Origin of the sequence: Streptomyces sp. NPDC059037 (assembly GCF_042740015.1) — a bacterium.
Taxonomy (GTDB): domain Bacteria; phylum Actinomycetota; class Actinomycetes; order Streptomycetales; family Streptomycetaceae; genus Streptomyces.
Genome location: NZ_JBHYIG010000141.1, coordinates 1 through 24,880 on the forward strand (window position 1 = coordinate 1; position 24,880 = coordinate 24,880).

General features: G+C 71.6%; 17 protein-coding genes. 9 read left to right on the top strand and 8 right to left on the bottom strand.

Annotated features, from left to right (window positions below):
- Nucleotides 1–105: 105 nt before the first annotated feature.
- The 3 genes from ACFWY6_RS26230 to ACFWY6_RS26240 form a co-directional block, all read right to left on the bottom strand.
- Nucleotides 106–918 carry a TylF/MycF/NovP-related O-methyltransferase gene (locus ACFWY6_RS26230; RefSeq protein WP_384694964.1) on the bottom strand — a complete coding sequence of 271 codons (813 nt, stop codon included), beginning with the start codon at nt 916–918 and terminating at the stop codon, nt 106–108.
- Nucleotides 919–973: 55 nt separating this feature from the next.
- Nucleotides 974–1,714 carry a class I SAM-dependent methyltransferase gene (locus tag ACFWY6_RS26235; protein ID WP_384694967.1) on the bottom strand — a complete coding sequence of 247 codons (741 nt, stop codon included), beginning with the start codon at nt 1,712–1,714 and terminating at the stop codon, nt 974–976.
- A 116-nt stretch (nt 1,715–1,830) separates the two neighbouring features.
- A complete protein-coding gene (locus tag ACFWY6_RS26240; protein WP_384694970.1) occupies nt 1,831–3,060 on the bottom strand; it encodes an acyltransferase family protein in 1,230 nt (409 codons plus the stop codon).
- A 111-nt stretch (nt 3,061–3,171) separates the two neighbouring features.
- On the opposite strand from ACFWY6_RS26240, the gene ACFWY6_RS26245 reads away from it, so the two are divergent.
- Nucleotides 3,172–4,146 carry a hypothetical protein gene (locus ACFWY6_RS26245; protein WP_384694973.1) on the top strand — a complete coding sequence of 325 codons (975 nt, stop codon included), beginning with the start codon at nt 3,172–3,174 and terminating at the stop codon, nt 4,144–4,146.
- Between the two features lie 34 nt (nt 4,147–4,180).
- Complete coding sequence (locus ACFWY6_RS26250; protein ID WP_384694976.1) at nt 4,181–7,000, top strand: stealth conserved region 3 domain-containing protein; 2,820 nt, start codon at nt 4,181–4,183, stop codon at nt 6,998–7,000.
- Nucleotides 7,001–7,007: 7 nt separating this feature from the next.
- Here the strand turns inward: ACFWY6_RS26250 and ACFWY6_RS26255 are convergent, their stop codons facing one another.
- Both ACFWY6_RS26255 and ACFWY6_RS26260 read right to left on the bottom strand, forming a co-directional pair.
- Nucleotides 7,008–7,439, bottom strand: coding sequence for a hypothetical protein (locus tag ACFWY6_RS26255; protein WP_384694979.1), 432 nt, complete (start codon nt 7,437–7,439; stop codon nt 7,008–7,010).
- 119 nt (nt 7,440–7,558) lie between these two features.
- Entirely contained in the window at nt 7,559–9,643 is a 2,085-nt protein-coding gene (locus ACFWY6_RS26260; protein ID WP_384694982.1) for a CDP-glycerol glycerophosphotransferase family protein, read from the bottom strand.
- 186 nt (nt 9,644–9,829) lie between these two features.
- Between ACFWY6_RS26260 and ACFWY6_RS26265 the strand changes: the two genes are divergently transcribed.
- The 5 genes from ACFWY6_RS26265 (at nt 9,830) to ACFWY6_RS26285 (ending at nt 17,997) form a co-directional block, all read left to right on the top strand.
- Nucleotides 9,830–13,306 carry a CDP-glycerol glycerophosphotransferase family protein gene (locus ACFWY6_RS26265; RefSeq protein ID WP_384694985.1) on the top strand — a complete coding sequence of 1,159 codons (3,477 nt, stop codon included), beginning with the start codon at nt 9,830–9,832 and terminating at the stop codon, nt 13,304–13,306.
- Nucleotides 13,303–14,832 carry a hypothetical protein gene (locus ACFWY6_RS26270; protein WP_384694989.1) on the top strand — a complete coding sequence of 510 codons (1,530 nt, stop codon included), beginning with the start codon at nt 13,303–13,305 and terminating at the stop codon, nt 14,830–14,832. The genes ACFWY6_RS26265 and ACFWY6_RS26270 overlap by 4 nt, the downstream gene beginning before the upstream one ends.
- A 73-nt stretch (nt 14,833–14,905) precedes the next feature.
- Entirely contained in the window at nt 14,906–16,573 is a 1,668-nt protein-coding gene (locus tag ACFWY6_RS26275) for a glycosyltransferase (RefSeq protein ID WP_384694992.1), read from the top strand.
- A gap of 75 nt (nt 16,574–16,648) precedes the next feature.
- Entirely contained in the window at nt 16,649–17,632 is a 984-nt protein-coding gene (galE, locus tag ACFWY6_RS26280) for a UDP-glucose 4-epimerase GalE (RefSeq protein WP_384694994.1), read from the top strand.
- A 200-nt stretch (nt 17,633–17,832) separates the two neighbouring features.
- Nucleotides 17,833–17,997, top strand: a complete 165-nt coding sequence (locus ACFWY6_RS26285; RefSeq protein ID WP_384694997.1) for a hypothetical protein — start codon at nt 17,833–17,835, stop codon at nt 17,995–17,997.
- Nucleotides 17,998–18,011: 14 nt separating this feature from the next.
- On the opposite strand, the gene ACFWY6_RS26290 is transcribed toward ACFWY6_RS26285, so the two are convergent.
- A complete protein-coding gene (locus ACFWY6_RS26290) occupies nt 18,012–18,632 on the bottom strand; it encodes a TetR/AcrR family transcriptional regulator (protein WP_384694999.1) in 621 nt (206 codons plus the stop codon).
- A gap of 115 nt (nt 18,633–18,747) precedes the next feature.
- On the opposite strand from ACFWY6_RS26290, the gene ACFWY6_RS26295 reads away from it, so the two are divergent.
- Both ACFWY6_RS26295 and ACFWY6_RS26300 read left to right on the top strand, forming a co-directional pair.
- Nucleotides 18,748–19,659, top strand: a complete 912-nt coding sequence (locus tag ACFWY6_RS26295) for an ABC transporter permease (RefSeq protein WP_384695002.1) — start codon at nt 18,748–18,750, stop codon at nt 19,657–19,659.
- A 7-nt stretch (nt 19,660–19,666) separates the two neighbouring features.
- Nucleotides 19,667–20,467: an ABC transporter ATP-binding protein gene (locus ACFWY6_RS26300; RefSeq protein ID WP_384695011.1), complete on the top strand. Its 801-nt coding sequence runs from the start codon at nt 19,667–19,669 to the stop codon at nt 20,465–20,467.
- A 29-nt stretch (nt 20,468–20,496) separates the two neighbouring features.
- Here the strand turns inward: ACFWY6_RS26300 and ACFWY6_RS26305 are convergent, their stop codons facing one another.
- Nucleotides 20,497–21,672, bottom strand: coding sequence for a glycosyltransferase (locus tag ACFWY6_RS26305; protein ID WP_384695005.1), 1,176 nt, complete (start codon nt 21,670–21,672; stop codon nt 20,497–20,499).
- Entirely contained in the window at nt 21,669–24,575 is a 2,907-nt protein-coding gene (locus ACFWY6_RS26310) for a CDP-glycerol glycerophosphotransferase family protein (RefSeq protein ID WP_384695008.1), read from the bottom strand. Before ACFWY6_RS26310 ends, ACFWY6_RS26305 begins: the two co-directional genes overlap by 4 nt.
- Nucleotides 24,576–24,880 lie beyond the last annotated feature (305 nt).

Below are 24,880 nucleotides of genomic sequence, written 5' to 3' on the forward strand. Positions count from 1 at the left end.
CTCACGGGTCACCCCCCCAGAGCCTTACGAGTGATCCCGGGTGGCGCCCCGGCCCCAGGGCCGGTCGGCCTGCGGGTACGGGGCTCGATGACAGGTGTGTCCGGTTCAGGGTTTGACGGCGATCCGTCCCTCGTCCATGCGCAGCAGAAGCAGCCGCTCGCCGGTCTTGTCCAGGAACTCGTCGACCGCCTGGCGCGACCCCTGCCAGTAGCCGTAGTCGTCGATGAGCAGAACGCCGCCGCTGACCAACCGGCTGTAGAGGTGCTCCAGTTCGTGCCGGGTGGAGGCGTACCAGTCGGTGTCGAGGCGCAGGACGGAGATCTTCTCGGGCGCCTCGCGCGGGACGGTCTCCTCGACCTTTCCCTGGACGTAGTGGACGCGCTCCTCGGGGTACGGCACCTTCGCGAAGCCCGACTTGACGTCGTCGAGGGAGGCGACCGCCCAGATCGGCCGGTCCTTGCCCTGCACCTTGAGCAGTTCCTCGGCGGACTTGCCGTCCCGGCGCAGGTCCTCTTCGGTGGGCGGGGTCATGCCCTCGTACGTGTCGAAGAGGTACAGGTCGCGCTCGGTGTCGCCGGCGGCGAGCAGCGTCTTGGCGCAGGCCTGCATCGAACCGCCGCGCCACACACCGCACTCGACGATGTCGCCGGGGATGCCGTGCCGGACGACGTGCCGGGTCGCCAGGATGAAGGCGTTCAGCCGTTCGGGAGAGGTCATCGTGTACGCCTTCACCGCACGGATGATGCCCTTCGCCTCGTCGTCGTAGTCCGCGGGGAGTTTCAGGGCCTTCGACTTCGAGGCCGGAGCCGGCTTCGCCGCGCCCGGCGCGGTCGGCCGCTGGGCCGGCACCGGGTTGCGGGTGAGCTGGTATCCGGTCAGTTGCTTGAGAGCACCGTTCACTGCGCGTCGCCATGCCATGGGAGCGGACAGTACGCGTTACTCATCCGTGATGTCACATTTCGTCAACCTGGTGTCAGCTGGCTTGACTTGGTGCCGAAACAGGCTGTTCGTCCCCCGAGCGCGGGGCCACCACCTTCGGCCTTCCGCAGTGCGCGCGGCCCTCGACGGGCTTGGGCAGCGGGACGGATTCGACGCCGCCGACCTTGTTCGCCCACCACCGCGTCGTGGACCGCACCAGGGCCATGGTCAGCCTCGGGTAGCGCTCGGGCCGCTGGAAGACGCCGACGGAGTCGCCCCAGTAGGCGTGTTTGGCGTCGATGCTGCCGTAGGCGTGGCGGATGCCCTTCATCGGCGGGAAGTCCGTGTAGGCCTCGCGGAGTTCGAGCCGGGTGTACGCGGCCAGGGCGCGGAATCCGTCGGGGTAGTAGCGCCAGCAGTCCTGCGCGTCGTGCACATGGCCGCGCGACGGCGCGGTCACGAAGGCGATGCCGTTCGGCTTCAGGACGCGGGCGATCTCCAGCATCGTCGCCCAGAAGAAGGGGATGTGCTCGAAGGCCTGCCCGGAGATGAGGAAGTCGGCGCTGCGGGACTTCACGGGGATGCGGTACGGCTTGGTCATCACCGCGTCGACATTGCGGCCGTCGAGCACGTCGACGCCCACGTACTCCGTGTCGTGCCCCTCCAGCAGGGCCTTGTGGGTGCGGGTCTGCCCGTCGGAGATCCTGGCCCCGAGGTCGACCACCCGGTGACGTTTCCCCTTGGGCATGTACTGCTCGACGCAGAGTTCCATCTGTTCGTACGCGGACTGGTGCACGTCTCCTCCAGCACAGGGATTGTTCGGCTCAGGGATTGTTCTGCTCAGGGGTTGTTCGCCTCAGGGGTGTTCGATGTGCCCGCGTTCAACGCGTATCCGCCCAAAGGGTCACGCCGTCAACTGACCTCCGCGGCGGCCTGCTTGGCGGTCAGCCGGCGTGGTGTGTGCCGGGCCCACCACTTCCTCGCCGGTTCCTCGATGTACGTGTACGTCGCCCAGGACAGCGCGGTCGCCACGGCGGCGACGCCGATCAGGGTGAACAGGGCGGAGTTCTCGGGCTGCGGGCGGCCCCAGGCCTCGATGAACAGCCGGTTGAGGGTCTGGTGCAGCAGATAGAAGGCGTACGACCAGAGCCCGAGCAGCACCATGGGGCGCGAGCAGAGCCAGCCCCTGCGGCCGGTCAGCTCGCGCTGGACGTACGCGGTGATGAGGAGGGCGGCGAAGACGGCGGCCAACGGCCGGACGGTCCAGGCGAGTTGGTCGGCGAGGTGCGGCCACGCCCAGGCCTCGCGGTGGCAGTACGCGACGGTGTACACGGCGAAGGCGGCGACGACGGCGGGCGGTTCGAGCCGGAATCGATGCCCCCGGCGCAGGGCGAGCGCGCAGACCATCCCTACGGCGAACTCGGGCAGCCGGGCCACCGGATGCCGCATGACCCACTCGGCGGTGTGGACCGGAAGGTGGCTGTCCGCCCACCAGTTGACCGCCCACATCGCGGCGAGGCCCGCCGCCGCGACGAGGGCGAGGGTGCGGGTGCGGTGCCGCAGGGCGGCGCGGATCGCACAGGGGAAGAGCAGATAGAAGAAGGCCTCGACGCCGAGGGTCCAGGAGACGGGGTTGCCCGGCAGGGTCGGGACGACACCGGGGAACCAGCCCTGCACGAGGAACAGCGAGGCGACGCAGCTGAAGAGGTCGGTCGGGACGCCGCCCCAGAAGGAGAAGACCAGGACGCAGGGCACGGTGGCGGCCAGGTGCGCGGGCCAGATGCGGCCGATCCTGCGCCAGTAGAACAGGCCGGCGCGGGCGCCGGGGCGGTGCCCCCAGGTGAGCAGGAAGCCGGAAAGGACGAAGAAGAACCCGACGCCGTGCACGCCCATCGTGGAGTAGGGAAAGAGCAGCGGCGCGTGGGCGACACCGCCTTGGGCGCTGAGTCCGGTGAAGTGGTGGGCGAAGACGGCGAGGGCGGCGAGAAAGCGAAGGCCGGTGAGGGAGTCGACGCGGGGCGCGTCGGGACTGCGGCCGGGCTTGCTGTGCCCGCGCTGCCGGGTGAGCGATGGACCGGGGCTCGGGGCAAGGGGGACATGGAGGTGCGGCGACAGCCGAAGCCGCGTACGGGGAATGATCATTGGAGGGCCTATCCCACGCACCCTCCGACGAGTCACGCCCTCCTGCGCCACCCGGGTGACCCGTACGCGGCCACGCCGAGCCCGCGAGTGAACATCGGGCAAAGTGGTGCAATGCGCCACATTGGGTTCAGGCGGCTCCTCGCCACCGCACGGACGACCCGCTTCCGCGCGGAGCGTGCCGCGGCGGGCCGCACCACCGGGCGGACGGGGCTGCTTCCGCCGCCCGTGCATCTCTCGCTGCGGGACAGCCGCACGCTCAACCTCGCGGTCACCGCCCCTGACGGGGAGCGGATCGAACGCGCGCATCTTCTGGTGTCGCGCGGGCACCGGCGCTTCCGCGTGCCGCTCGCCTTCGAACGGCACACCGACGGGGGGCCGCTGCTCACCGGGACGGCGACGCTGCGCGACGTACTCGACGAGGAGAGCGGCGGCCCCGCGGGCTCGCCCCGCCTCGGCGACGGCGTCTGGCGGCTGACGCTGGTCACGGCCGACGCCCGGGGGCGGGTGCGGCGGCGCGGCATCGGGATCGACGGGCCCTCCCCCCTGCCGCCCACACCGACCGTCCGCCATGCCCCCAACCCCCGTACCGGCACGCTCATCCGCATCGTCCGGTGCCGCAGCGGCCGTGCCGTGCTGCAGGTGACCCGGTCGCGGCCGCGTGCCGAGGTGGTGCGGTTCGTGCCCGGCGGCGACGGCATCACCGTGCACGGGCGGCTCGTCAGGACGGCGGCGGGGCGGCGCTGGCGGGCGAGGGCGGTGCGGCGGCGCGACGGGGTCACCGTCCCCGTGGGGGCGCTGTGGGAGGGCGCCGAGTTCAGCTTCCGGCTGCCGCTCGGGGAGATGGCGGGGGCGAGCCCCGGCCAGTGGGTGTGGGACTTCCACGTGGAGGGCGACACGGACGCGGGCGAGGGCCCGCTGCCGCTGGGGCGCCGGCTCCACGACGTACGCGATCCCGCCGCCGCCTTCCCCACCCCCTTCCGCGTCTTCGCCCTCCCCGGCGGCGCCCTCGTCCGGGCGCACGCGCACTTCACCAAGTCCGGGGCGTTCGCGGTCACTTGCCGGGACATCACGGATCAGGCGTCATGACGGGGCCCGGACCGGACCTCACTCAGGAGACCTCATGAAGATCACGTACCTCCTCGGCTGGGGCGACGAGATGGGCGGCACCGAGCTGGCCACCTACACCCAGGCGCAGCATCTGGCGGACCGGCACGACGTCGAGGTCATCTCCGTCTTCCGGACCCGCCCCGAGCCGTTCTTCCCCGAGGCCCGCAGCCTCCCCGTCCGCTATCTGGTGGACCGCACCGCCACCCCCGAGCGGCCGGTGCGCGGCTCGCGCCTGGACGACGCGGCGTGCCGGACGCTCGCCGCGCTGCCCAGCGAGCTGATCAGGCCGTGCTGGGAGCCCGCGTTCGACCGGCTCTCCGACATCGAGATGGCCGCCGCCCTCGCGACGCTGGACACCGACGTCCTGGTCACCACCACGCCCGCCCTGATGGCCGCCGCCGTCGAGCTGGTCCCCGCCCACGTCGTCACCGTGCACCAGGAGCACCGCCCGACGCAGCGCCGCGGCCCCTCCGGCGAGCCGCTGCTCCTGCACGCGCCGCGCCTGGACGCCCTGGTCGCCCTCACCGACCGCACCCGTGACTGGATCGCGGAGTCCCTCGGCGTCACCGCCCCCGAGCTCGCGGTCATCCCGAACGCGGTGCCCGACGGCTTCCGGCCGCGCGCCGACGGCGAGAGCAAGGTCATCGTCATGGCCGCGCGGCTCACCGGCGAGAAGCGCGTCGACCACGCCGTACGGGCCTTCGCCGAGCTGGCCGACGCCTATCCCGACTGGACGCTGCGGATCTTCGGCGGCGGCCACCGCGAGCAGCAGCTGCGCCGCCTGGTCGACGGCTTCGGCCTCCAGGACCGCGTCGAGCTCCTCGGCCCCTGCCAGGACATGGCCGCCGAGTGGGCCAAGGCGGGGCTCAGTCTGATGACCGCCGGGCACAACGAGGCGTTCCCGCTGGTGCTGCTCGAAGCGCTCGCGGCCGGGGTGCCCGTCGTCGCGTACGACGTCCTGACCGGGCCCGCCGAGATCGTCAGGCACCGCGTGGACGGACTGCTCGTACCGCCCGGCGAGGTACGTGAACTGGCCGCTGCCATGGCCGAGTTGATGGGCGACCCGGAGACCCGGCGGTCCTACGCCCGTGCCGCGCGCGAAGGCGTCTACGCCCGTTTCTCCTCCGCCGAGGTCACCGCGCGCTGGCAGGAGCTGTACTCCCGGCTGGTGGCCCGGCGTGCCGCCCCCGAGCGGCTGTGCGACCGGGCGGACCGGGTGGCGCTCGGCGTCGCGTCCGGCGGCAGCGGCTTCCGCCCGACCACCCCGTACACGCTGGACGCCGCCCCCGACACCGACGAGCGCGCCCGCGAGGACGAGATCGCCGCCGCCGACACCGGCGGCCTGCTCATCCGCTCGGTGGGCCGCCTGGCCGAGCGGCGCGACGACGTGCTCGCGCCCGACATGGCCGACTGGAACCTCGAACTCACCGCCACCGCCCTGGAGGCGCAGGACATCCCGTACGTCCTGGTCCGCGACGCCGGCACCGCGCACACCATCGCCGTGGCCGACGACGAGCGCGACGGCGCCCTCAAGGCGCTCGCCGGGTCCCTGCACGGCCAGCCCGTCTACGCCGAGCTGGTCAACCCGCGCGACGCGGCCCCCGGAGTGGTGCTCGCCGAACGCCTCGACCGCATCGGCGAGGTCGCGGGCGTCCGGGTCTTCAAGCCGGTGACCACCACGACGCTCTCCCTGCGGCACGGCGCCGGCCAGGCCTGCACGGTGGCGTTCTGGCCGCGCATCGACCCCGGGGCCGACACCCGCCGTGCCCCCTTCGGCACCACCCTCGCCGGGGCCGAACTCCCCTCGCTCGTCCCCACCGCGACCCTGCGCGTCGCCGACCGCACCTATCCGACCCTCGACGTCTTCTCCCAACTCCTCATGAGAGACGTCGACTTCCCCATCGACGCCGTCTACACCTGGGTCGACGACTCCGACCCCGAGTGGCGCGCCCGCCGCGAGGCCGCGCTCGGCGGCCCCGACGACGGCTCGTCCGCTGACCACGGCGCGGTCCGCTTCCGCAACCGCGACGAACTGCGGTACTCACTGCGCTCGTTGGCGATGTACGCACCGTGGATCCGGCACATCTACCTCGTCACGGCGGGCCAGACGCCCTGCTGGCTGAACACGGACCACCCGGACGTGACGGTGGTCGACCACCGCGATCTCTTCGCCGACCCGGACGCCGCGCTCCCCACCTTCAACTCGCACTCCATCGAGAGCCAACTGCACCGCATCGAGGGCCTGTCGGAGCACTTCCTCTACTTCAACGACGACATGTTCCTGGGCCGCCCCACCACCCCGGACACCTTCTTCCTCAGCTCCGGCACCGCCCGCTTCTTCTGGTCGACGGCGTCCGTGCCCGCCCTCCCGGTGTCGCCGGACGACGAGGGCTATCTCGCGGCGGCGAAGAACAACCGCGAGCTGCTGCGCCGCGAGTTCGGCAGGACGGCGACCCACAGCTTCTTCCACGCGCCCTACGCCCTGCGCCGCGGCGTGCTCGCCGAGCTCACCGAGCGGTTCGCCGACGAGCTGGAAGCGACCGCGCGCAGCCGCTTCCGCTCGAACGGCGACCTCGCGCTCGTGTCGTCCCTGCACCACCACTACGCGTATCTCACCGGCCGCGCGGTGCCGGGGGACATCGCGTACGACTTCGTGGACATCGGGCGGCGCGCGGACCACGCCCGCCTCGGCCAACTGCTGCAGTCCCGCAACCAGACGGCCTTCTGCATCGGGGAGTCCCCCGACAGCGAGCTCGCGGACGAGGAGACGGCACTCGCCATCCGCGCGTTCCTGACGGCGTACTTCCCCGTCCGCTCGCCGTACGAGATGTGACGTCGCGTCAGCCGTGGATCGTGTAGTTGGCCGACTTGATGGTGCCGCCGTTCGATCCGACCAGGGTCATCCGCATGGTGAACTTCTTGCCCTCGGCCACGTTCTTCGTCACGCACTTGGTGTAGCCCGCGGTGTGCCCCTTGGTGCTCGCCCGGTGGCCCTTGCTGGTCGTGGCGACGACGTACCACCCCTCCTTCCAGTGGTCCTTGACGCAGAGCGTGTCGCCCTTGCTGCCGTCACCGAGGGGGTCGATCTGCCACGTCTGCGAGGCGCGCATCCGGTTGTCCTTCCAGGCGTCGATCTCGGCGGCCTGGGAGTTGCGCCCGTACTCGAAGTCCACACCGGCCGCGGCAGCAGGAGTGGCCGACAGGCCGAGCAGGCCGGCGGCGCTGACAGCCGTGACCGTTGCCAGGGTGGAGAGGGTGGTCTTCAGTCGCATCAGGTGTGCACCTCTGATTGTGTCGGGACGTTGCGCGCACGGCGATGTCGCCGCCCGCGAAGAGATCCTCACGGCGGCGCCCAACATTCCCCCAACACCGGCTACTTGATCCCCAACGCCTACGACGAGGCGAGGAACAGCCGCCGCACGACCCGCTCGGCGGCGCCCCCGTCGTCGTACGGACAGAACCGCGCCCGGAACGCCGCGCGCAGCTCCGTCGCCTCGGCCGTGTCCCAGCCGCCGCTCCGGAAGAGGTCCGTCAGCTCATCCTCGGTGGTGGCGACGGCTCCGGGCGTCTCCCCCGGTCGGCCCGAAAGCAGGTCGAAGTACGTTCCCCGGGCCAGCCGGTACGCCTGCCAGTCGGGGGCGTACGTGATGATCGGGCGGTCCAGGCAGGCGTAGTCGAACATCAGCGACGAGTAGTCCGTGACCAGGGCGTCGGCGGCCAGGCACAGCTCCTCCACGCGCGCGTGCCCGGTGACGTCGATGAGCTGGGGGTGGGCGCGCAGGCCCGCTTCGGCGCCGTAGAAGTAGTGGGCGCGCACGAGCACGACGTACGAGGGGCCGAGCGCGCGCACGAAGCGCTCCAGGTCGACGCGGGGCAGGAAGCCCTTCTGGTAGTCGCGGTGGGTGGGCGCGTAGAGCAGCACCGTCCTGCCGTCCGCGACCCCCAACCCTTCGCGGATATAGGCGACTTCGCTCTCTGCCGCGGTGAAGTAGACGTCGTTGCGCGGATAGCCGGCCTCCAGGGCCTCGTACGACGTCGAGGGGTAGACCCGCTCCCAGATCTCCGTGGAGTGCGGGTTGGCGGAGAGGCTGAGGTCCCACTGGTCGGTGTGGTCGAGGACCTTCTGGAAGCTGATGCCGTGCGTGCCCGCCGGGTAGCGGCGCTGGTCGAGGCCCATCTTCTTGAGCGGGGTTCCGTGGTGGGTCTGGAGGTAGACCTGGCCGGGGCGTTTGGTGAAGCCGCCGGGGAAGCTGGAGTTGTTGATCAGGTAGGTGGCGCGGGCCATCGTCTGCCAGTAGCGGCGGGAGCCTTCGATGACGTACTCGACACCGGCGGGCACCCGGTGCTTGTTGCGGCTCGACACGACCCACACCCCCTTGATGTGCGGGGCGATTTCGCGGGCCTTGGCGTGGATGGCGGCCGGGTTGCAGGAGATGCCGCGGTTCCAGTACGCGCCGTACACCGCGAGCCGCGGGTCGAGGGGGCGGCGTAGGTCGGTGCGGTAGGTGACGCGCATGGCGCGGGCGCGGAGCTTCTTCTTCTGGCGCTTGAGCTGCCGGGCGACGCCATCGCGCCGCGACTCCCGCTTGCGGAGCGCCTCGTGGGCGGCGAACGAGGCGTCGGCCAGGGCCTTCTCGCCCGCGTCGGCGGGCGGCGCGGCCGCATAGGTGCGGTACAGGCGGGACGCGGCGCGGAAGAAGTCGCGGCGGTCGCCCGGCGCGATGCGGCCGGGGTCGTCGAGGACGGCGAGCAGATGGGCGGCGGCGTGCGGCAGGAGCCGCTCGCGGCCCGCCGGGTCGGCGGCGGCGAGCAGCTCTTCGTAGCGCCCGACGACCGCGAAGTGCGCCCGCCCCGGGGACTTGGCGAAGCTGCCGCCGCGCCGCTCGCGCCAGCGCACACAGGGCTCGGCCAGCGCGGCGACGCGGGCGCCCGGCGCGAGGATCGCGCGGTGCACGGGGATCACGTCCTCGTACGGCCCGTCGCTGAAGACCAGGCGGTGGCGCTGCCAGAAGACGCGCCGGAAGACACGGTTCCAGGCGGCCACGGTGACGGCCAGGGGGTCGCCGGCCGGGTCGTCGCCGCCCGCGCGCACGTTCTCCCACCAGTCGACGCGGTCGTGTCCTGTGAGCAGCACGTCCGGGTCGCCGGACCGGTCGAGGGCGGCCGCGATCGCCTCAAGGGCGCCCGGCAGCAGCAGATCGTCGCCGTCGAGGAAGAGGAGATAGTCCCCGGTGGCGCGGTCCGCGCCGATGTTGCGGGCCGGGCCGGGTCCGGCCTGTGCGGGGGCGCGGACGAGTTGTACGCGCGGGTCGCGCTCCGCGCACTGCACGGCGATCGCCGCTGAGGCGTCGGGCGACGCGTCGTCCACGACGATCAGCTCCAGGTCACCGAAGCTCTGGTCAAGCACGGAGTCCAGGCATTCCCGCAGGTAGCCCTGGACGCGATGGGCGGGGACGACAACCGAGAAGCGCGACATGGGCACCGACGGTAGCCAGCCGGACACGGCCTGTCGAAGACCCTGCCTCACTCATTGGGGTGAAGGAAGGCAAAGGGATTGACGAGAAGGAGTCCGGAAGGGGCAAAAGGTATGAATACGCCCGTAATCCCATGATTGCTCCCATGCTTACTCCCATCCCCGGGAGCGTACGAAAGGCCGGTCGCCGTGCAGCCCCGTCTCAGCGTGGTCGTGCCCATCTACAACGTCGAAGAGTTCCTGGAGGAGTGCCTGGAGTCGATCGCCGGGCAGACCATGGCCGACCTTGAGGCCGTGCTCGTCGACGACGGCTCGACGGACGGCAGCCCGCGGATCGCCCGCGAGTTCGCCGCGAAGGATCCGCGGTTCGTCTATGTGCGCCAGCCGAACGCGGGGCTCAGCGCGGCCCGCAACACCGGGGTGCGGCACGCGAACCCGACCGCCGAGTACCTGGCCTTCGTGGACAGCGACGACATCGTGCCGCACGAGGCGTATGCGCGGATGACCGCAAGCCTGGACTCCACCGGGTCCGACTTCGCGAGCGGCAACGTCTGGCGGCTCAACGAACGCGGGCGGCAACAGGCCTGGCAGTACAAATGGCTGACCGAGCCACGCTCGCGCACCCACATCAGCCGCGACCTGGACCTCCTCGCCGACCGCGTCGCCTGGAACAAGGTCTTCCGCCGCGCGTTCTGGGCCCGGCACGGCTTCGCCTTTCCCGAGGGCAAGCTCTACGAGGACACCCCCGTCATGATCCCCGCGCACTTCCTCGCGGGCGCCGTGGACGTCCTGTCCGACCACGTCTACTACTGGCGGGTGCGCGAGGGTTCCATCACCCGGCGGCGCACCGACGTCAAGGGCGTCCGCGACCGCATCGCCGCCTGCGCGCACGTCAGCAAGTTCCTCGCCGAGCACGACCCCGAGATGCGCAGGACGTACGACGTGTCCTGCCTGCGCGACGACTTCGTGTACTTCCTGGAGGGCCTGCCGATGGGCGGCCCCGAGTACCGCGCCGCCTTCATGAAAGACGCCGCCGCGTTCGTGCGCCGCGCCGACCCGGGCGTCATCGCGGGGCTCCCGGTGGCCCTGCGCGTCAAATGGCATCTCGTACGCGAAGGACGCACCGAGGACCTGATCGATCTCCTCACCTTCGAGCAGCGCAACGGAAGCGCCTTCCAGGTCCGTGGCGTGCTGCGGCGCAGCGCCGCTTACCCCAAGAGCTCGGGCGGTCACATCCGGGTGCCGCAGGACCTGGCCCGGCTCGGGCGGCGCGAGCTGCCGGTCATCTCCCGGGTGACCGAGGCGGGTTGGGGCGACGACGGCCTCCTGCGGATCAGCGGATACGCGTACGTGCGCAACCTGGAGGCGACCCGCCCCGGTCACTCCGTCAAGGCGGCGATCCTCAAGTCGGCGCACAGCAAAGGGCAGTTCAGGAAGGTCGCCTGCCGCACGGTCGCCGCGCCGCAGGCCACCGAGAACTCCCGGCAGCAGCTGCACTGCTACGACCTCTCCGGGTTCGAGCTGACCATCGACCCGGAGCAGCTGAGGACCGGCGGCAAGTGGCGCCCGGGGAACTGGCTGCTCGGCGTGGTCGTCGCCGGCCACCACTCGGTGCGGCGGGCTGCCGTGCGCCCCCTGGACGGCTCGTCCGCCCAGTCCGTCGTACGCGAACTGGGCGAAGGTCTGCGCCTGGTCCTCGGCTTCAGCAAGGGGCGGCTTGTCCTTCGCATCCAGGATTACGTGGCACGGGTCGACGCCCATCACCGGGACGGGGATTGCGTGGTCCTCAGCGGCCATCTCCCCGGCCGGCTGCGCCCGACGGCCCTGCGCCTGACCCACAAGCACGCGGCGGCCGAGTTCGACTACCCCGTCACGCTGACGGACGACCGGTTCGACGTCCGCGTGCGCATCGCCGATCTGGAGGGCGTCGCGCCGACCCCGCACCTGGCGCCCAAGGGCGTCGAGCCCCCGCACGGCGACCGCTGGCAGGCCAACCTGGTCCTTCCGGACGGCAAGCTGAAGTCCCTGGCTGCGGCCCTCGCCCTGCCCCCAGGACGGTACGCGTCACGCGCGGGCCGCGAGCTGTGCGCCTCCGCCAACGACCTGGGCCAGCTGGTCGTCGAGCTGACCCGGCAGCCGATCGCCGACCGGATCGCCTGGGCCGCGGACGGCACCCTGACGGTCGAGGGCACGGTGTCCGACACCAGCTGGGGCGAGGCCGACCTCGTCCTGCGGCACAGCGGCCGCGACGAGGAACTGACCATCCCGACGGAGCGCGACGCGGGACGCTTCCGGGCGGTCGTGGCGCCGGGGGGCGGGGTACTGCGGGAGGGGCGGTGGTACGCGTTCCTGCGGGAGCGCGGCGGGGCGGGCGCCGAAGGCGGCACGCACGCCGAGGACGGGGTGCCCGTGCGGCTGCTCGCCTCCGTTTCCGCGGGCTTTCCCCTCCATCGGACCGTCGACGGGCGGGAGTTCACCGTCGACCGCCGGTTCGGCGACCGGCTGCTCGTCGAGGCGGGCTCAGTGCTCGCGCGAGCCGAGCGCGGGGCCTACCGGCAGCACCGACTGCGCACCGCGCACCATCCGCAGCAGCGCACCCGGCCGCTGTGGGACGCGGTGCTCTACTTCGACGGGGACTCGCCGCGCGCGGTCCACGAGGAGCTGGTGCGGCGCGGCGCCGACGTGGAGCATCTGTGGGTCACGCACGACCAGCAGACCCGCGTGCCCATCGACGCGAAGGGCGTGGAGGAGTACAGCGCCGACTGGTACGAGGCGCTCGCCCGCTGCCGCCGCATCGTCACGGCGGGCCATCTGCCCGACTTCTTCGAGAGGCGGGAGGGCCAGACCGTCGTACAGACCTGGAACGGCGCGCCCCTCAAGCGCATCGGCACCGACCTCACCGACACCCTCTACGCCGACCACGGCCACCTCGACGCGCTGCCCAGGCTCTCCCGTCAGTGGGACGTGCTCGTCTCGCCGAATCGCTTCTCCACCCCGCACCTGGGACGCGCGCTCGCCTACGAGGGCGAGGTCCTGGAGGCGGGCTCACCGCGCAACGACCTGCTCTTCGCCGACGACCGCGACAAGACCGCCGAGCGCGTCCGCCGCGATCTCGGCATCGCGCCCGACAGGCGGATCGTCCTGTACGCGCCGACCTACCGGGACCATCTCGCCTGCTCTCCCGGCCGGTTCCGCTACGAGCCCGCGCTCGACCTGCGCGCGGCGCGGGACGTGCTCGGCGACGACCACGTCCTGCTCGTACGGAAGCACCCGCTGACGGCGGGCCGCCTGCCGGGAGCCGACGCACCCTTCGTACGCGATGTCTCCTCGCACCCACGGACCACCGAACTGCTCCTGATCGCCGACGTGTTGGTGACCGACTACTCCTCGCTGATGTTCGACTTCGCGCACACCGGCCGTCCGATGCTCTTCCACGCCTACGACCTGGAGCACTACCGCGACACGGTCCGCGGCTTCTACCTCGACTTCGAGACCCGCGCGCCGGGGCCGCTGCTCGCCTCCACCGGCGAGGTCGTCGAGGCGCTGCGCGACCTGGACGCCATCACCGCACGGCACGCGGAGGCGTACGCGGCGTTCCGCGAGGCCTACTGCGACCTCGACGACGGGCGGGCCGCGGGCCGGGTCGCGGAGAGGCTGATGCGATGACGGCCGCGACGACCACGACGGCCGGGGGCCGCACCCGCCGGCCGCTGCGGGGCGCGACGGCCCTGTACGGCGGCAGGCGGTGGCGGCCGACTCCCTGTCTCGTCTTCGGCGGTCTCTTCTGGCTGGTGATGTCCCTCGCCTTCTGGCGGGTGCCGATGTGCTGCGACTTCGGGCAGCACGCGGCGGTCGTGGAGCGCCTCAAGGCCGATCTCCTGCACCCGCGCCACCCGATGGCGGACCTGCCGGGCGCGGGCAGCCCGTACTACTCGCCGTACGCGGTGGCGCAGGGCGTCTTCGCGCGGGTGACGGGGCTGGCGGGCTGGGAGGTCGTGAAGCTGGCGGGGCCGCTGAATCTGCTCGTGCTGATCACGGGCATCGGCCGGTTCGTGAAGGTCCTGACGCCTCGTCCATGGGCGCCGGTACTCGCCCTGGTCGCGATGGTGGTGCTGTGGGGCACCCGGATGGCGTGGTGGAGCGGCTATCTGGGCCTGATGTCGATGACGGGCAACCTCGCCTATCCGTCGACGTTCGCGATCGGCCTGGCGTTCTGGGCGTGGGCCTGGGCGGGGTCGCTGACCGCGCGGCCTCGGGGGATCGCGTCGTACGCGGGGCTGGGGGCGCTGTGCGGGGCGATCCTGCTGGTGCACCCGATCACTTCGGTGGCGGCGGTGATCGGGGTCGTGGCCTTCGCGGTGCCGGGCCTGCGCCGCGCGCTGGCGCGCTGGGCGGCAACTGCCGTGTCGGCGGCGGCCGTTGCCGCGACCTGGCCCTACTTCTCCGTCTTCTCCCTCGTCGGAGACGAGTCCGTCGACTGGATCCACCGGCAGCTCTACACGGAGATGCCCCAGCGCTTCTGGCTGGCGCTCCTCGGCCTGCCCGCCCTGTACCTCCGCCGGCGCAGGGACCGCAAGGACCCCCTGGCCCTGATGTTCGCCCTGGAGCTCGCGGTCGTCGTGTACGGCTGGCTCAGCGGCCACTACACCTACGGGCGCATCCTGGGCCTCACCCTCGTCCCCCTGCAGTTCGCCCTCGCCATCGAACTGGCGGCCCCCCGGCCGTGGGGCACCCGGCGCGCCGCCCTGGCGGGAGCCGCGACGCTCGGCGCCTGCGTCGGCTTCTTCCAGATCCAGGCGGGAGCCGTCGTCCCCCGCGCCCTCGACCCCATCGGCTTCGACCAGCCCCCGCGCTGGCCCAGCTATGCCTGGGCGGCAGGCCGGCTGCACAAGGGCGACGTCGTCCTCACCGACGGCTACGGCCCCACCCGCACGATCCCCGCGTTCGGCGCCAACCTCGTCGCCCCTGCCTGGCCGGACCCCGCACTCGACGAGGGCGAACGCAACCACCGCCTCCAGGAAGTGCGCGACTACCTCGCCCCGGAGTCGACCAGCGCCGACCGCAAGGCGATCGCCCGCCGCTACCACGTGCGCTGGCTGCTGCTCTCGAAGGACCAGCGGGTGCCGTCCGAGGCGGTGGTGGTGGCGTGGGGGCCGCAGACCGGAGAGGTCCTTGCGCGGGTGCCCGGGTAAGCCCGGTACAGTCCGGTCCGCGCCCAAAAGACCCCCTAATCGGATAATTACCCGTAACCACTAAGATTTCCCCGTGGATCCTTCTCTGCCCCTTTCGCCGCACCCGTCCCCGTCCCCACAGGTCTGCGTCGTCGTGATCGGCTACAACGACGCGGCGCACCTCGCGGACGCGGTGCGCTCGGCGCTCGCCCAGGGCCCGTCCGTCCGCGAGGTGATCGCCGTCGACGACTGCTCGACGGACGGCAGCGGCGAGCTGCTCACGGAGCTCGCCGCGCGGGAGCCACGCCTGAAGACCATCCGCCGCGCGGCCAACAGCGGCGGCTGCGGCACTCCCCGCAACGACGGGGTCGAGGCCACGACGTCCGCGTACGTGATGTTCCTCGACAGCGACGACGTGCTGCCGCCCGGCGCGGTCGACGCGCTCCTGACGGCGGCCGCCAGGCACGACGCCGAGGTGGCCACCGGCCTGTGCGTGCGCCGCGAGCTGCCGTCCGGCCGTGAGATCCCCTGGCAGCCCCTGCTCTACAAGAAGGCCCAGCTCATCGCCCGCCCGGAGCTGCGCACCCGTCTCGTCCACGACACGCTCTGCGTCAACAAGCTCTACCGCACCGACTTCCTGCGGCGGCACGCGATCCGCTTCCCCGAGGGCCGCTTCACGTACGAGGACTTCGTCTTCACCGCCCGCGTCCTCGCGGCGGGCCCGCGCATCGCGCTGATCCCCGACCCCGTCTACGTATGGAACGTGCGCCGCTCGGCGGCCAAGCTGTCGATCTCCCTGGACCGCACGGGCATCGCCAACTGGCAGGCCCGCATGGAGTCCCACCGCCAGTCCGTGGAGATCCTCCGGGACGCGCCGAGCGCGACGGGCACGGCGGGCAAGCGGCTCGCGCGGGCGGCCCGCGCGAAGTTCGTCGACCACGGCCTGCGGATGTACGCGCGCGAGCTGACCACGCGCAGCCCCGAGTACCGGCGGGAGTGGTGGACGGCCACGCGCGCGTACCTCGCCACGTTCGACACCGCCGACCTGGACGCGGCGCCCGCGCCGGGCCGGATCATCGCCCGGCTGATCCTGGCGTCCCCCGAGCCGCGCGACCTGCCCCGGATGCAGGCGGTGGCGGCCCGGCCCGCGCGCCTCTCGCCCCCGTACGCGCAGGCGTCCGACGCCACGCCGATCTGGTCGGACGACCTCCCCCAGGTGACGCTGGAGCACCTCCTCGTACGCCCCGTCCGGCTCCTCCCCCTCGCGGTGGACGCCGAGCTGCGGCCCCGCGCGGGCGGGAGCCGTCTCACCCTGCGGCTGCACGAGCTGTACGGCCGGGTCGCGGACGCGGGCCCCGCCACGGTCGACGTGGAGCTGACGGCCCGCGACGGCACCGGACCCGGACTGCGCCGCACCGCCGCGTTCGGCCCCGCAGGGGACGGCACCTGGCTGACCGAGGTCGTCCTCGACCTCGGCTCGCTCCGCGGCGGCGTATGGGACCTGCGGCTTCGGCTGCACTTCGGCGACGGGACCACGCGTGACACCACAGCGCGCGCGGTCGCGGGCCCCGGACTGCTGCGGCGCACGGTCCTGCCGGGGCGGCACGGGATCCTGCTCGCCCAGCCGTACGCCACGCAGGCGGGGAACCTCGCGGTGCGGCTCGCGCCGGGGATGCGGGGCGTCGCGGGGGTGGTGAAGCGGCGCCTTGCGCGCCTGGTCCGCGACCTGGGCGGCGGGGACCAGAGCGCCAAAGCCCGCTGACGCGGCTCTCACGCCGCCTCTGCGAAACTGCACGTCCACGAGAAGCACTCCACTCGCGACAAGACGGGATACGTCATGACCTGGCTGATCACCGGCGGCGCCGGCTACATCGGGGCACACGTCGTCCGCGCCATGACGGACGCGGGCGAGCGGGCGGTGGTCTACGACGACCTGTCGTCGGGCATCGCCGAGCGCGTCCCCCAGGGTGTGCCGCTGGTGACAGGATCGACGCTGGACGCGGACCTCGTGGCCCGCACCCTCGCCGAGCACGAGGTCACCGGCATCGTGCACCTGGCGGCGAAGAAGCAGGTAGGCGAGTCGGTGGAACAGCCGCTGCGCTACTACCACGAGAACATGGAGGGCCTGCGGGTCCTGCTCTCGGCGGTGACGGAGGCGGGAGTCCGGTCCTTCGTCTTCTCTTCCTCGGCTGCTGTGTACGGCATGCCCGACGTGGACCTGGTGACGGAGGAGACCCCCTGTCTCCCGATGAGCCCGTACGGCGAGACGAAGCTGGCGGGCGAGTGGCTGGTCCGCGCGACGGGCCGGGCGCACGGCCTGTCGACGGCGTCGCTGCGCTACTTCAACGTGGCGGGCGCGGCCGCCCCCGAGCTGGCCGACACGGGCGTCTACAACCTGGTCCCGATGGTCTTCGAGAAGCTCACGGACGGCGCGGCCCCCCGCATCTTCGGCGCGGACTACGCCACCCCCGACGGCACCTGCGTACGCGACTACATCCACGTCTCCGACCTGGCCGAGGCCCATGTGGCGACGGCCCGCAAGCTGGCGGCGACGGCACCCGGCACGGACCTCACCCTCAACATCGGCCGGGGCGAGGGCGTTTCGGTCCGCGAGATGGCCGACCTCATCAACGACGTGACGGGGTACGACACGGCGGCCGAGGTCACGGCACGCCGCCCCGGCGACCCGGCCCGCGTGGTGGCGTCGGCGGACCGCGCCGCCAGGGAACTGGGCTGGTCGGCCAAGCGGGACGTGCGCGACATGGTGACGTCGGCGTGGGCGGGGTGGGTGCGGCTGCATCCTGGGGCGGCGCGCGGCTGAGTGCTGCCGGGGGTGTGGCGGGCCCGGGGCTATGCGACCCGGCTCGCACCCGCGGGCGAGGGCGCTCCCCGAGGGATGGTGTAGCGCGCTACACCCCTGATCCGGGAGAGCGCACCATCGTCAAGCCGCCCCCGTCGCGGGAGAGTTGATCACGCAGCGGGATCCGCCCGCGCCCCGCCTCCGACGTGAAAGGCCCCACCATGAAGGCCCTGCTCTGGCTCGTCCTCGCGATCTCCCTCGTCGTCAACGTGTCCACCAGCTTCGCCTTCGACGGGGTGCAGCAGGTCCTGATCAGCGTGGGCACGGGTGTCGCCACGCTCGGCTCGGGCGTGGCCCTGTTCCTGATGCGGGAGAAGCACGCCTAGCCGAACCGGCCCGCTCACAGCGCCTTGAGCCCCGCCGCCGTGGCCGCCGCGAGCCTGCCCAGGTACCCCTTGGGCAGCTCGGCCCGCACCACCACGGAGCGCCAGTAGAGCGGCCCGGACACCAGGTCAAGGGCAAGATCCTCGTCGGCGCCCGCGCGCATCTCCCCCCGCTCCACCGCGGCCCTGACGATGCCGCTCGCCACCCCGTACTGCCCCTCCCGCAGCGCCTTCTGCAGGGCCTCGGCGATCTCCGGATTGCGGGCCGCCTCCGCCTGCAGATCCGGGATCACCTGCGAGGCGACGGGATGCCGCAGGGCACGTGACGTCACCTCGTAGAGGAGGCGCAGGTCGCCTTCGAGCGAGCCCGTGTCCGGCGCCGGGAGCCCCTGGACCGCTATCGCCGACACGAGGTCGAGCACCAGGTGCAGCTTGGAGCGCCAGCGCCGGTAGACGGCGGTCTTGCCGACACCCGCGCGGCGCGCGATGCCCTCGATGGACATGCGCGCGTACCCGACCGCCGCGAGCTCCCCGAAGACGGCGGCCCTGATGGCTTCGGTCACATCCTCACGGAGCACCGCGGCGCCCGCGGGCGCCCTGCGGCGCGGCTGTTCATCTCCTGGCCTGCTCGTCGTCATGCGGACAGCATAGAGCGTGACGACGATACGGTTGCGTTCCGACGTAGCGACGCCCTACTCTCGACGTTGCGACGATACGGGTCCGTCCCGACGTAACGAGTAAGGAGCAGCGGAAGTGAGTCAGGTCCTCGACGCACCACCCCGCACGGCGGCCGCGGCCCCCGACCCGGCCGAGCTTGCCGCCCGGCACGGCCTGACCGTCAGCGGCGCCCGCCCCACGCTCCCGGCGTACGTCCGTCAGCTCTGGCAGCGCCGCCACTTCATCACCGCCTTCGCGACGGCCAAGCTCACCGCGCAGTACAGCCAGGCGAAGCTCGGCCAGGTCTGGCAGGTGATGACGCCGCTCCTGAACGCGGCGGTCTACTACTTCATCTTCGGCGTGCTGATGGACACCAAGCACGACGTCGACGACTATGTCCCGTTCCTGGTCACCGGCGTCTTCATCTTCACGTTCACGCAGAGCTCGGTGATGGCCGGCACCAAGGCCATCTCCGGCAGCCTCGGCCTGGTGCGCGCCCTGCACTTCCCGCGGGCCGCGCTGCCGATCTCGTACTGCCTGCAGCAGCTCCAGCAGCTGCTCTTCTCCATGGCCGCGCTTGTGGCGATCCTGCTCTGCTTCGGCGTGCCGCCCACCGCGTCCTGGCTCCTGGTGATCCCGGTCCTGATCCTGCAGTTCACCTTCAACACGGGCCTGGCCCTGGTCATGGCCCGCCTCGGCAGCAAGACGCCGGACATCGCCCAGCTGATGCCGTTCGTGCTGCGTACGTGGATGTACGCGTCCGGCGTGATGTGGAGCATCGACGCGGTCCTCAAGGGCAAGGACCTGCCGCACTTCGTGAAGGTCCTCCTGGAGTGCAACCCCGCCGCGGTCTACATCGACCTGATGCGCTTCGCGCTGATCGACACCTTCCGGCGCGAGCAGCTCCCGCAGCACGTCTGGGCCTGGGCCATCGGGTGGGCGCTGCTCGCCGGAGTCGGCGGATTCATCTACTTCTGGAAGGCAGAGGAGACGTACGGCCGTGGCTGAGACGACGATGGCACCCCTCACTGAAACCGCACCCGCCCACGCCCCCGCCCCCACCGTCATCGCCGACCAGGTGGACATCGTCTACCGCGTCCACGGCGGCGCCACGACGGGCCGCGGCAGCGCGACCGCCGCGCTCGGCCGCATCCTGAAGCGGGGCGAGTCCCCCGGCGTACGCAAGGTGCACGCCGTCAAGAAGGTCTCGTTCACCGCGTACAAGGGCGAGGCCATCGGCCTGATCGGCACGAACGGCTCGGGCAAGTCGACCCTCCTGAAGGCGGTCGCCGGGCTTCTCCCCGTCGAGAGCGGCCGCATCTTCACCGACGGCCAGCCCTCCCTGCTCGGCGTCAACGCGGCCCTGATGAACGACCTGACCGGCGAGCGCAACGTCATGCTCGGCGGCCTGGCGATGGGCATGTCCCGCGAGCAGATCCAGGAGCGCTACCAGGACATCGTCGACTTCTCCGGGATCAACGAGAAGGGCGACTTCATCACGCTGCCGATGCGGACGTACTCCTCGGGCATGGCGGCCAGGCTCCGCTTCTCCATCGGCTCCGCCAAGGACCACGACGTACTCCTCATCGACGAGGCCCTGGCGACCGGCGACCGCTCCTTCCAGAAGCGCTCGGAGGCCCGCATCCGCGAGCTGCGCAAGCGCGCGGGCACGGTCTTCCTGGTCAGCCACAACAACAAGTCGATCCGTGACACCTGCGAGCGCGTGCTCTGGCTGGAGCACGGCGAGCTGCGGATGGACGGCCCGACGGAGGACGTCCTCAAGGAGTACGAGCGGTTCACGGGCGGCAAGAAGTAACACGCCACCCCAGGATCACCGTTCGAGGATCACCGTTCGAGGAACCGGAACAGCTCCTCCCAGCGGCGCACGATCTCGTCCGTCGTGTAGCGCCGGATGTTCTCCCTCGCCAGCTCGCCCATCCGGTCCCGCAGCTCCTTGTCGGACATCAACGTGTCCAGCCTGCGGGCGAGTTCGGCGGTGTTGCCGAGCCGGGCGAGCAGTCCGTCCACGCCGTCCCGGACGATCTCGTGCACGCCGGGCGCGCAGTCGAACGCGGCGCACGGCACCGCCGTGGCCATCGCCTCCATCAGGGCCAGCGGGAAGCCCTCGCCGCGCGACGACTGCACGAACACCGAGCCGCCGCGCAGCGCCCCCGGAACGTCGCTCGTGCGCCCCATCCACTCCACGGAGTCGTCGAGGCCGAGCGCCGTGCACTGCTTCTTGAGCATCTCCTCGTCCTCGCCGGAGCCGTAGATCCGCAGCGTCCAGTCCGGGTGCAGCGGCGCGACCTCCGCCCAGGTGTCGAGGAGCATGTCGATGCCCTTCTGGTCGTGCAGCCTGCCGATGCTGGTGACGACCTTCTCGGTGCGCTGGGACGGCACTTCGGGCATGAAGGGCAGCGGGTTCGGCATGAAGGAGGCGTTGTCCAGGCCCTGCCTGATCCACAGGTCGGCGTCCTCGCGGGTCAGCGCGAGCATCCGGTCGACGTCCTTGTAGTGCTTGCGCACCCGCCCGAAGCGCGAGCAGGCCCGCGAGTAGGCGAACGACTCGTGGCTCATGCCGATGACCAACAGCCCGGTGGTGTCGGCCAGTTCGACCCACTCCATCGCCCACACCTGCGTGACGATGACGACGGCCCCGGGCCCGGCCTGCGCGAACAGCGCGGTCAGCCTGGCGGCCTGCTCGTGCATGCCCTCCTGGCGCCGGGCCCGCAGCCGGTGCTCGGCGACGTTGAGCCGCCCCTTGATGCCGCGCGCGGGGCCGACGCGCGGCGGGTGCTCGTCGTACAGGGTCGTGGTCGGGTAGGGCAGATCCGTGCCGATGTCCTGCGGGACGCCCGGCTCGGTGATGCCGATGACGTGCACGCGATGGCCCTGCCCGGCGAAGAGCTTCGCCATCTGGTGCGACCAACTGGTGATCCCGCCCAGCTCGTTGACGCTGTTGGAGACGAAGAAGATGTCCCGCGTGCGCTGCGCCGTCTGAATCGCTGCTGCCTGACTCACTTGCCGCTCCAGTGCGAGAAGAACTGCTCGACGACGCTCTTGGCCGCGTCGCCCTTGTCGTACTCACCGAACTCGGCGACGAACCGTGCCCGCGCCGCCGCGTGTTCCAGCGCCTGCTCGTCCAGCGCCTTCAGCGCCCCGAACAGCTCCTCCTCGGTGTCGACCACCGGGCCGGGAGCCCGCTCCCGCAGATCGAAGTACGTCCCTCGCCCTTCATGCACGTACTCCGCGTAGTCGTACGTGAAGAACAGCATCGGCCGGTCGAGGAGCGCGTAGTCGAACATCACGGACGAGTAGTCGGTGATCATCGCGTCGGCGAGCTCATAGAGCGGTGTGACGTCGTGATGCGCCGATACGTCGATGACGCGGCCCCGCACGGACGGCGGGAGCACGACGTGGTTGAGGTAGTGCGAGCGCACGAGCAGCACGTACCGGTCGCCGAACTCCTCCGCGAACCGCTCGACGTCGAAGGGCAGTTCAAAGCGTCCGTGGCGGCCGCCGTGCCGCCGGAAGGTCGGCGCGTACAGGAGCACCCGCTTGTCGTCGGGGATGCCCAACTCGGCGGCCAGCGGGCCGCGTTCGCGGCCGCCCGTCGCGTCCTCGCGGCGCTTGGCCCGCACCAGCGCGTCGTTGCGCGGATAGCCGACGCGAAGCAGCACCTTCTCCTTGAGCCGCAGGGCCTTCGCGAGGGTGCGCACATCGTGCTCGGAGCGGACCAGGAAGCGGTCGAAGCGGTCGAGGACGCGCTGCTGCTCGTCCTGCCGGGGCTTGCTGCGCAGCTTCCAGGCGGGCTCGTCGAAGCCCATGCGCTTGAGCGCGGAGCCGTGCCAGGTCTGGATGTACGTCGTCTCGGGACGCTTGGTGAGCTTGAGCGGGTAGCTCTGGTTGTCGACCCAGAACTCGGCCTGCGCCAGGGCCCGCAGATACGGCAGCGACCAGCGCCGCACCAGCGTGGCGTCCTCGGGGAAGCCCTTGGGGCTGCCGGAGTAGGACCACACGGCATCGAAGTCGAGCCCTTGGCGCCGCATCTCCTCGTAGATGGCGCGGGGGCTGTCGCTGTACTGCTTGCCGAGGTGGCTCTCGAAGACGACCGTGCCCTTCTTGACCGGAAGGCGGCTGAACACCTCGTCGTAGACGCGCAGTCTGCTCTGCCCGGAGGTGAGGTCCTTGCGCAGCTTCTTCGCCCTGCGGAAGCCGGACTTGGCGAGCCGCCCCGGCATCCCGTGGGTGCCGCGCGCCACCAGGTCCTGGATCCGGCCGCCGGCCGCGTCCCGCGTGACGAGCCGGAACGCGAGGTGCCCGCGCTGCGAGACCTCGGGCTCGATGTGATCGGCGACCAGGCGGGTCAGCCGCGGCCGCACCGGAAGCAGCCCCTCGGCGAGCCCCGGAGTGCTCGCGGTGAGCCGCGTCCTGGTGCGCACCCCGTCGGCGGTGAGGTGCAGCCGCACGTCCCACACCGCGTCGACGACGCCGAGCGGGCGAAGCCGCCGGGCGAGGTCGGCGCCGGCCTCCCAGGAGATCGCCTCGCCCTCGTGGCGCAGTTCGGAGACGGGGAAGCGGAAGGACTGCAGGCTGCGCCGCCGGGCGCTGAACTCCAGCTCGGCGGTGAGCACGGCGTCGGGACCGATGATGCCCAGCGGATTGGTGACACGGCCCGCCATCCGCACGGTCCCCGCCGACTGCCCGGTCCCCGCCGACTCCTCGTAACGCGTCAGGACGTTGCGCAGGAACATCTGGTCGAGGCGCTTGCTGTGATAGCCGAGCGCGGTCACGTCCAGGACCTGGCGGCCGAACGGGTCGTCGAGATGTTCGGCGCACCAGTACACGCGCCCGTCCCGCTCGGCGAGCGGCGAGGAGATCTTGTCGCGGTTGGTGAGGGTGTCCACGGCGGGCAGCAGGTTGTCCCAGTCGCCCTGCTCCAGGAGGTAGGCGCAGATGGCCTGGACGGGCTGCACCTCGGCGTACGCGGCACGGTCGAGCCCGGCGAGGTAGTCACGGGCAAGGCCCGCGAACTCCTGCCGGTAGGAGGCGTCACGGAACGGCAGGTCGCGCAGGTGGAGCACCAGGTCGTGCTTGAGGAACTTGATGTCCTTGGCGAGCCGCAGCTCGTCCAGGCCGCGCTCGGCGAGCAGCGCGTCGATCCGGCGGTGGATCTCCATCCGGTGCCGGAAGTTGGTCATCTCGTGGCGCCGGTTGGTCACCGACTTCTCGGCGGCGCGCTCATGGACGTGCCAGAAGTAGACCTGGTTCGGGATGAGCGTGATGCGTCCTGCCGCGAGATAGGCCTCGGCGATGAACATCAGGTCCTCGTAGAACATGCCCTTGGGGAAGCGCAGGGCGTTCTCGACGAGGAAGTCGCGGCGGTAGAGCTTGTTCGTGGAGAGCGTGTCCCAGACGAAGAGGTCGGGCAGCTCGGTGACGGAATCCAGGGTGCGGGTCGTGGCGTAGAGCCAGGGGTACCACTGGTCGCGCTTCTTGTTGCGGGTGTCCATGGAGAGGCGTACGCAGAGCCCGGAGACGATGTCGGAGCCGTCGCGCTCGGCGGCCTCCAGGAGGTTGCGGCAGGCGTTGCGCTCCAGGACGTCGTCGCTGTCGAGGAACATCACATGGCTGCCGACGGTGTGCCCGATTCCTACGTTGCGGGGCTCGCCGCCCGCGCCGCTGTTCTCCGGCAGCTGGTAGGCCCGCACCCGTTCGGGGTGTTCGGCCGCGAGGCGCTTGGCCGTCTCGTACGACGCGTCCGTGCTGCAGTCGTCGACGATGACGACCTCGACGGAACGCAGCGTCTGGTCGAGCACCGAGGCGACGGCGGTCGGCAGCCGCTCGGCGTCGTTGTAGACGATCACCACTACGGACACATCGGGTCGCGCCTCCGGCGTCCCCCGCTCACCTATCGCTCCCATGTGTCCCTCCAGTCAGATACCGACTCATCCTACTAATTATCGCTAATGCCCGATTGGCGCCCTTCAGGGGGGTGTGATTGGCGCAGTCCGGATACGCGAAAGGGGCGCCCCGGGCCTCTCGGCTCGGGGCGGCCCCCCCCGGGGGGCGGGGCGGGCCCCGGGGTTGGGGGGGCGGGGGGGGCGCCTTATGACCCGTGGTCGAACTGGGGGGGGGGGGTGGGGCGGGGGGCGGGGGGCGCGGGATGGGTGGGGCTGCGCGGGGCGGCCGCCTCGTGGGCGGTGCGGCCGGGGCGGGGGTCCAGGAG